Raw genomic sequence first — 6,528 nt, 5'->3', positions numbered from 1 at the left:
CCCCGAACCCAGCTGACAGCGACCGTCCCGCGCCCCCTGAGGCCCGCTGAGCGCGACCGTTTCCCGACGAACCCCAAGGCCCAGCGAGACCGACCGTTCCGGCGATCCCCCGGAGACCCGTTGCGGGGCGGCCGTTCCACACCGTCCGTCACGTCCGTAATCTCGGGCGAGGCGCTCCAACTCCGCTCCCGCTGGTCCCGCAAACCCCCACATCCCCGGCCGTGAGCCGGGAAGTTGGCGCGGTCTGTATTCCTGCGCCGGACCGAAAACTCCTAAGCACGATTCCTTCTCCGCCGAGTCCAAGGAGGACGCGTGTCCCCCCGCATCGCCCTCTCCCCCGTCCCGGAGCCGCCCTACGACGGCGAGAAGTTCCCCTCCCAGGCTCCGCAGACCGCCGGCTCCCTGGCCCTGGACACGCCTCCCCTGGTCTGGGGACCGCCCGGCGCCCTGCCCGACGAGCGCGGGCTGCGCCATCTCGGGCAGGCGCTCGCCGAGGTGCTGTCCGGCCGCCGCCCGCCGCGGAGCGTCGCCGACCGCCTCACCGAACGCGCCTACCGCGACCTCGTCCGGGCCGGCCGCATGATCCACACCAGCCACCCGCCGTTCGCCGGAGGCGTCCGCGTCACCGAGCCCCGCGACGGCGCCATCGAGATGTGCGTGCTGATCCACTGCGGCCGCCGCACCCACGTCCTCGCCGTACGCCTCGAACGCCACGGCCGGCAGTGGCTCTGCACCGACTTCGAAACAGCCTGACGCGGCCCGGTCGAGCGTCCCGCCCGCTCCTTCTTCGCAGCCGGCGTCCTACTCGTGAGGGAGCAGGTAACGCCACGACAGCACGACGTGCTCACCGGTTGACGTGCGGTAGACGTGCCAGGACCCGTCATGCGGTATCAGCCGGGCGATCGTGTGCGCCCTGTTGCCCTTGTAGTCCTTGCTTCCGGACTTCCCCTGAGTCCAGGGCGGCAGAGGGACGCCTCCCGGCAGGGGCTGCGCGCTCGCCGCAGGCGCCGTGGACTGCTCGGCGAACAGCCGAACGCGGTCGGTGGAGTAGTCCCGGCCCAGCCCGGCGACGCGTCCGGCCAGCCGGGCGAGCCGGTCGCGGGCGGTGACGAGCGCGGCGTCGTAACGGGCTTCGGCATGGTCCAGATAAGGCACGTACACCTCACGCATCCCGTCACCGCCGTCGACGCCGAGAACCGTGGTGGGCGCGTCGAAGATTCGCTGTGTTCCCGGCCGGGGCGAGGCGGTGGCGGGCTGCCCTGCCAGATCGTGGTCAAGGGCCTCGACGAGAGCCTCGATCTCAGCGGGTGGGAGGCGCAGTTCATGCGCGGCATCGGCGATGACCAGGCCGTCCGCGTACACCACCAGGTTCGGCGGGCGGACCGGCGCGCGGCCGGTGGCCGTCAAACCGCCCACGCGCAGCCACGCGGCCACAGGGCGCGGCGCGGCTCCGGCCGAGCCCGGCTCAGCCACCGGCCGGCCGGTTCCCTCAACGGCCCCTTCTCCGACACCCGTGCCGCTGCACGCCGCCAGCACCAGCACCAGAGCGACGGCCCAACTCCACCTCATACCCATGGAACGATCATCTTCGGCGCTCGGTTCAGACGTCCTGCCGGCACCCACGAGCGCTCCGGCGGCGACCGGGAACGCGAAGAGGCCCCCGCCGCCCGTGTACGGGTGGCCGGGGCCTCTTCCAGCGTCCTTCAGCAGCTCCCACGCGATCCGCGAGAACGCCGCGACAAGCTGTCGTCAGGCCGCGTTCTTCGGGTCTCCGTGGCAGCGCTTGTACTTCTTGCCCGACCCGCACGGGCACGGCGCGTTACGCTCCACGTTGCCGTACGCCGCCCGCTCCTCCTGGGTCGTGCGCACGCGCACGTGCTCGACGTCGCCCTGCTCGCCGGGAGCGGAGTATTCGAGCTCGGCCGGACGCTCCGGGCCCCGCAGGCCGCGCGCGATGATCGAGCGGGTCTCCGCGATCGCCGTGTCCTCTTCCTCCTCGACGATCGGGTTGGCCTGCACCTCCACCTCGAGGTTGAACAGGAACCCGACGGAGTCCTCCTTGATGCCCTCGAGCATCGCCGAGAACATCTCGTACCCCTCGCGCTGGTACTCGATCTGCGGGTCCTTCTGCGCGTAGGCCCGCATGCCGATGCCCTCGCGCAGGTAGTCCATCTCGTAGAGGTGCTCGCGCCACTTGCGGTCGAGCACCGAGAGGATCACCCGGCGCTCGAGGTCGCGCATGGTCTCGGCGCCGAACTCCTCCTCGCGCCTGTCATAGGCGGCGAGCGCGTCGGCCTTGACCCGCTCGTTGATGAGCTCGGCGGTCAGATCCTCACGGCCGCCGGCCTCCTCGACGAGGTCCTCGATGCGCAGCGAGATCGGGTAGAGCTTGCCGAACGCGACCCAGAGCTTGTCGAGGTCCCACTCCTCCGCGAAGCCCTCGGACGTGGCACCCGCGACGTAGCCGTCGATGACGTCGCCGATGAAGCCGCGCACCTGCTCGTGCAGGTCGGCGCCCTCCAGCACCTTGCGGCGCTCGGCGTAGATGACCTTGCGCTGGCGGTTCATCACCTCGTCGTACTTCAGAACTTCCTTGCGGATCTCGAAGTTCTGCTGCTCGACCTGGTGCTGGGCGGAGGCGATGGCCTTGGAGACGATGCCGGACTCGATCGGCTGGTCGTCGGGGATGTTGAGCCTGGTCATGATCATCTCGACCCTGGCCGAGTTGAACAGGCGCATGAGGTCGTCGCCGAGCGACAGGTAGAAGCGCGACTCGCCAGGGTCGCCCTGACGGCCGGAACGACCGCGCAGCTGGTTGTCGATGCGGCGCGACTCGTGCCGCTCGGTGCCGAGGACATAGAGGCCGCCGAGCTCGGTGACCTCGTCGTGCTCGGCCTTGACCGCCGCGCGCGCCTTCTCCAGCGCCTCGGGGTAGGCCTTCTCGTACTCCTCCGGCGTCTCGACCGGGTCGAGGCCGCGCTGGCGCAGCTCCTGGTCGGCGCGGAACTCGGAGTTTCCGCCGAGCATGATGTCGGTGCCTCGACCGGCCATGTTGGTGGCCACGGTGACGGCGCCCTTGCGGCCCGCCTCGGCGATGATCGCGGCCTCACGCTCGTGGTTCTTCGCGTTGAGCACCTCGTGCGGCACGCCGCGCCGCTTGAGCGCCCTCGACAGCCGCTCGGACTTCTCCACCGAGGTCGTGCCGACGAGCACCGGCTGGCCGCGCTCGTAGCGCTCCTTGATGTCCTCCACGACCGCGTCGAACTTGGCGTCCTCGGTCTTGTAGACGACGTCGGGCTGGTCCTTGCGGATCATCGGCCGGTTGGTCGGGATCGGCACGACGCCCAGCTTGTAGGTCTTGTGGAACTCGTTGGCCTCGGTGACCGCCGTACCGGTCATGCCGGACAGCTTCTGGTAGAGGCGGAAGTAGTTCTGCAGGGTGACCGTGGCGAGAGTCTGGTTCTCGTCCTTGATCTTCACGCCCTCTTTGGCCTCGATGGCCTGGTGCATGCCCTCGTTGTAGCGGCGGCCGTGCAGGATGCGGCCGGTGAACTCGTCGACGATCAGGACCTCGCCGTCGGCGACGATGTAGTCCTTGTCCTTCTTGAACAGCTCCTTGGCCTTGAGCGCGTTGTTCAGGAAGCCGACGAGGTGGGTGTGCTCGGGCTTGTAGAGGTTGTCGATGCCGAGCCAGTCCTCGACCTTGGCGACGCCCGACTCGAGGATGCCGACCGTGCGCTTCTTCTCGTCGACGACGTAGTCGCCGGTGCTCTCCTCGCCGGGGTTCTTCGCCTCGACGCCCCTGCGCAGGCGGGGCACGATCTTGGCGAACTCGGTGTACCACTTGCCCGACTGCTCGCCAGGACCGGAGATGATCAGCGGGGTGCGGGCCTCGTCGATGAGGATCGAGTCGACCTCGTCGACGACGGCGAAGAAGTGGCCGCGCTGCACGCACTCCTCGAGCGACCAGGCCATGTTGTCGCGCAGGTAGTCGAAGCCGAACTCGTTGTTCGTGCCGTAGGTGATGTCGGCCTGGTACTGCTTGCGCCGCTCGTCGGGCTGCTGGCCGGCGATGATGCAGCCGACCTCGAGGCCCAGGAAGCGGTGGACGCGGCCCATCGTCTCCGCGTCGCGCTTGGCCAGGTAGTCGTTGACGGTGATGACGTGGACGCCCTCGCCGGCCAGCGCGTTGAGGTAGGCCGGCAGCGTACAGGTCAGCGTCTTGCCCTCACCGGTCTTCATCTCGGAGATGTTGCCCAGGTGGAGGTTGGCCCCGCCCATGATCTGCACGTCGTAGGGACGCTGGCCGAGCACGCGGCGGGCGGCCTCGCGCACGGTCGCGAACGCCTCGGGAAGCAGATCGTCGAGGCTTTCGCCGTCCTTGTAGCGCTGCTTGAACTCGTCCGTCAGCGCTCGCAACTCCGCGTCGGACAGGCTCGTGAAGTCGTCCTCGATGGAGTTGACCTGGTCTGCGATCCGCCTGAGCTTGCGCAGGATCTTGCCTTCGCCGGCACGTAGGATCTTGTCGAGAATGGCTGCCACTTTATGTAAAGCTCCTCGCAGGTCTACCCCGGCGGCGCCGCCAGGAGGAGAGGCCGAGACAAACTTCCCCGCCTGCCATCGTAGGCGGTTCTGCAACCAGACACAGCCACCGTGCCGACGAGGGCACGAGCCCTGTCTGGGAGAATGGGTTTCAGGCAGAGGGTATGCCGGTTCACAGCCGGCTCGCATGGGTAAGCGGGATAACCGGCAAAGGAAGGATGAGTCATGGTTGAGGGGAAGAAGTCGGAGCAGACCGAGAATCTCGGCAGCCACGGAGGGCGCGCGTCCTCGTGGCTCGCGGTGACGGTGATGCTGGTGGGCACCATCGTGGCGGGCTTCGGCCTCACGGCCGCCAACTGGACGCTCGTCTGGATCGGCGCCGGTGTGTTCGTCGTCGGCGGAATCCTCGCCCTCGTCTTCGATATCTTCACCGACGTCGTGATCGACGCGCCGCGCGTGGGCATGCGCGCTGAAGATCACCGCTGAAACCGTTCCACCGGCGGGCGCCCGACATCCGGGACGCCCGCCGTTTCCATGTCCGGCACCGGAATGTCCGCGTTCGGTCGCGTAATGTCCATGCTCAGGTCGGGAATGGTTGCTCGCGGCCTCCGGGCGTGTCGCCCGAGCCTCGGCCGCATAACGGCGCCCTAACGGAACGTGCCCCCATTCTCGCGGAATGCGCGTCTTTCACGGACGAAACGCCGCCGCCATACCGGTGACATGACGGCTTCCTATCGTGAGTCGTGATCACTTCCTATGAGAAGGTCACACCCACGAGCCGCTGGTACTCCTCACTGTTCGTGCACCTGCTGGTCGGCATCGTCGCCGGCGTCGTCGCCGGCTGACAGTGGCCCGGCTTCGGCGAGGAGCTGAAGCCGCTGGCCGACGGCTTCATCAAGCTCATCAAGATGCTGATCGCCCCGATCATCTTCTGCACCGTCGTCCTGGGCATCGCCCACGTCGGCGACATGCGGGCGGCCGGGCGGATCGGCGTCAAGGCGCTGGTCTACTTCGAGGTCATCACGACGTTCGCCCTGCTGTTCGGGCTGGTCGTCGGCAACCTGGCCACGCCCGGGTCGGACTTCGCCATCGACCCGGCGACCCTGGCCACCGGCGCCGAGGCCATCGGGCAGCGCACCGGCGGCGGCGAGCTGCCGCACACGGTGGAGTTCCTGCTGGGCGTCATCCCCGCCTCCGTCATCTCGGCGTTCGCCGACAACGCCCTGCTGCAGGTGCTGTTCTTCGCGGTGCTGTTCGGACTGGCGCTGGCGAAGCCGGGCGAGGCGTCCGCGCGCGTCCTGGAGCTCGTCGACCAGGTCAGCCGGGCGTTCTTCGCCATCATGGGGTGGATCATGCGCCTCCCGCCGCTGGGCGCGTTCGGCGCGATGTCGTACATCATCGGCGAGTACGGCCTCGGGTCGCTCGGCAGCTTCGGCAAGCTCATCATCTGCTGCTACGCGGCCGCCGCGCTGTTCATCGTGGTGCTGGGCGTCGTCACGCGGGTCTTCGCCGGCGTCAGCCTGTGGCGGGTCGTCGTCTACGTCAAGGACGAGCTCTTCCTCGCGCTCGGCACCGCGTCCACCGAGGTCGTCCTGCCGCGGATCATGGCCAAGCTGACCCACGCCGGCGCCACGCTCTACCTGTCGATCTGCGTGCTCTTCCTGGCCCAGGCGGTCGGGTAGACCTGAGCGTCGGCGAGCAGGTCACCGCGCTGCTCGTCCTGATGCTGACGTCCAAGGGCATGGCGGGCGTGCCCGGGTCGTCGCTCCTGGCCCTGTCGGCGACGGTGGGCGCCATCGGCCACGGCGACATCCCGGTCGCGGCGGTGGCGCTGCTGCTCGGCGCCGACCGGATCATGGACTCGATGCGGGTCTCGGTGAACCTGTCGGCAACTGCGTCGCCACCCTCGTCGTCGCCAGCTGGGAAGGCCACCTGGACAAGGACCGCCTCCGTTCGGTCCTCTCCGGCGCCCCCAAACCGCCGTCC

Annotated in this window: 6 protein-coding genes; 4 read left to right on the top strand and 2 right to left on the bottom strand. The window is 68.8% G+C overall.

Translation table 11 applies throughout. The features are described from left to right. The first annotated feature begins 312 nt into the window (after positions 1 to 312). Positions 313 to 753: an Rv3235 family protein gene (locus C1J01_RS45035; protein ID WP_220040434.1), complete on the top strand. Its 441-nt coding sequence runs from the start codon at positions 313 to 315 to the stop codon at positions 751 to 753. Positions 754 to 801: 48 nt separating this feature from the next. Here the strand turns inward: C1J01_RS45035 and C1J01_RS45030 are convergent, their stop codons facing one another. Further along, positions 802 to 1,542, bottom strand: coding sequence for a hypothetical protein (locus C1J01_RS45030; RefSeq protein ID WP_146615969.1), 741 nt, complete (start codon positions 1,540 to 1,542; stop codon positions 802 to 804). A 207-nt stretch (positions 1,543 to 1,749) separates the two neighbouring features. After that, positions 1,750 to 4,542 (bottom strand): preprotein translocase subunit SecA, encoded by a 2,793-nt coding sequence (gene secA / locus C1J01_RS45025; protein ID WP_111185139.1) that lies wholly within the window; start codon positions 4,540 to 4,542, stop codon positions 1,750 to 1,752. 225 nt (positions 4,543 to 4,767) lie between these two features. On the opposite strand from secA, the gene C1J01_RS45020 reads away from it, so the two are divergent. From C1J01_RS45020 to C1J01_RS53380, 3 genes are all read left to right on the top strand, one after another. After that, complete coding sequence (locus tag C1J01_RS45020) at positions 4,768 to 5,028, top strand: HGxxPAAW family protein (RefSeq protein WP_111185138.1); 261 nt, start codon at positions 4,768 to 4,770, stop codon at positions 5,026 to 5,028. A gap of 422 nt (positions 5,029 to 5,450) precedes the next feature. Next, the gene (locus C1J01_RS45015; RefSeq protein ID WP_268958815.1) at positions 5,451 to 6,224 is read left to right on the top strand and encodes a cation:dicarboxylate symporter family transporter; all 774 of its coding nucleotides are present in this window, start codon (positions 5,451 to 5,453) and stop codon (positions 6,222 to 6,224) included. Positions 6,225 to 6,265: 41 nt separating this feature from the next. Next, positions 6,266 to 6,528: cation:dicarboxylate symporter family transporter (locus C1J01_RS53380; RefSeq protein ID WP_268958814.1), on the top strand; the 263-nt coding region annotated here is incomplete at its 3' end.

The sequence above is a fragment of the Nonomuraea aridisoli genome, from assembly GCF_003236395.1.
Taxonomy (GTDB): domain Bacteria; phylum Actinomycetota; class Actinomycetes; order Streptosporangiales; family Streptosporangiaceae; genus Nonomuraea; species Nonomuraea aridisoli.
This window is presented reverse-complemented; position numbering and strand designations above follow the sequence as displayed.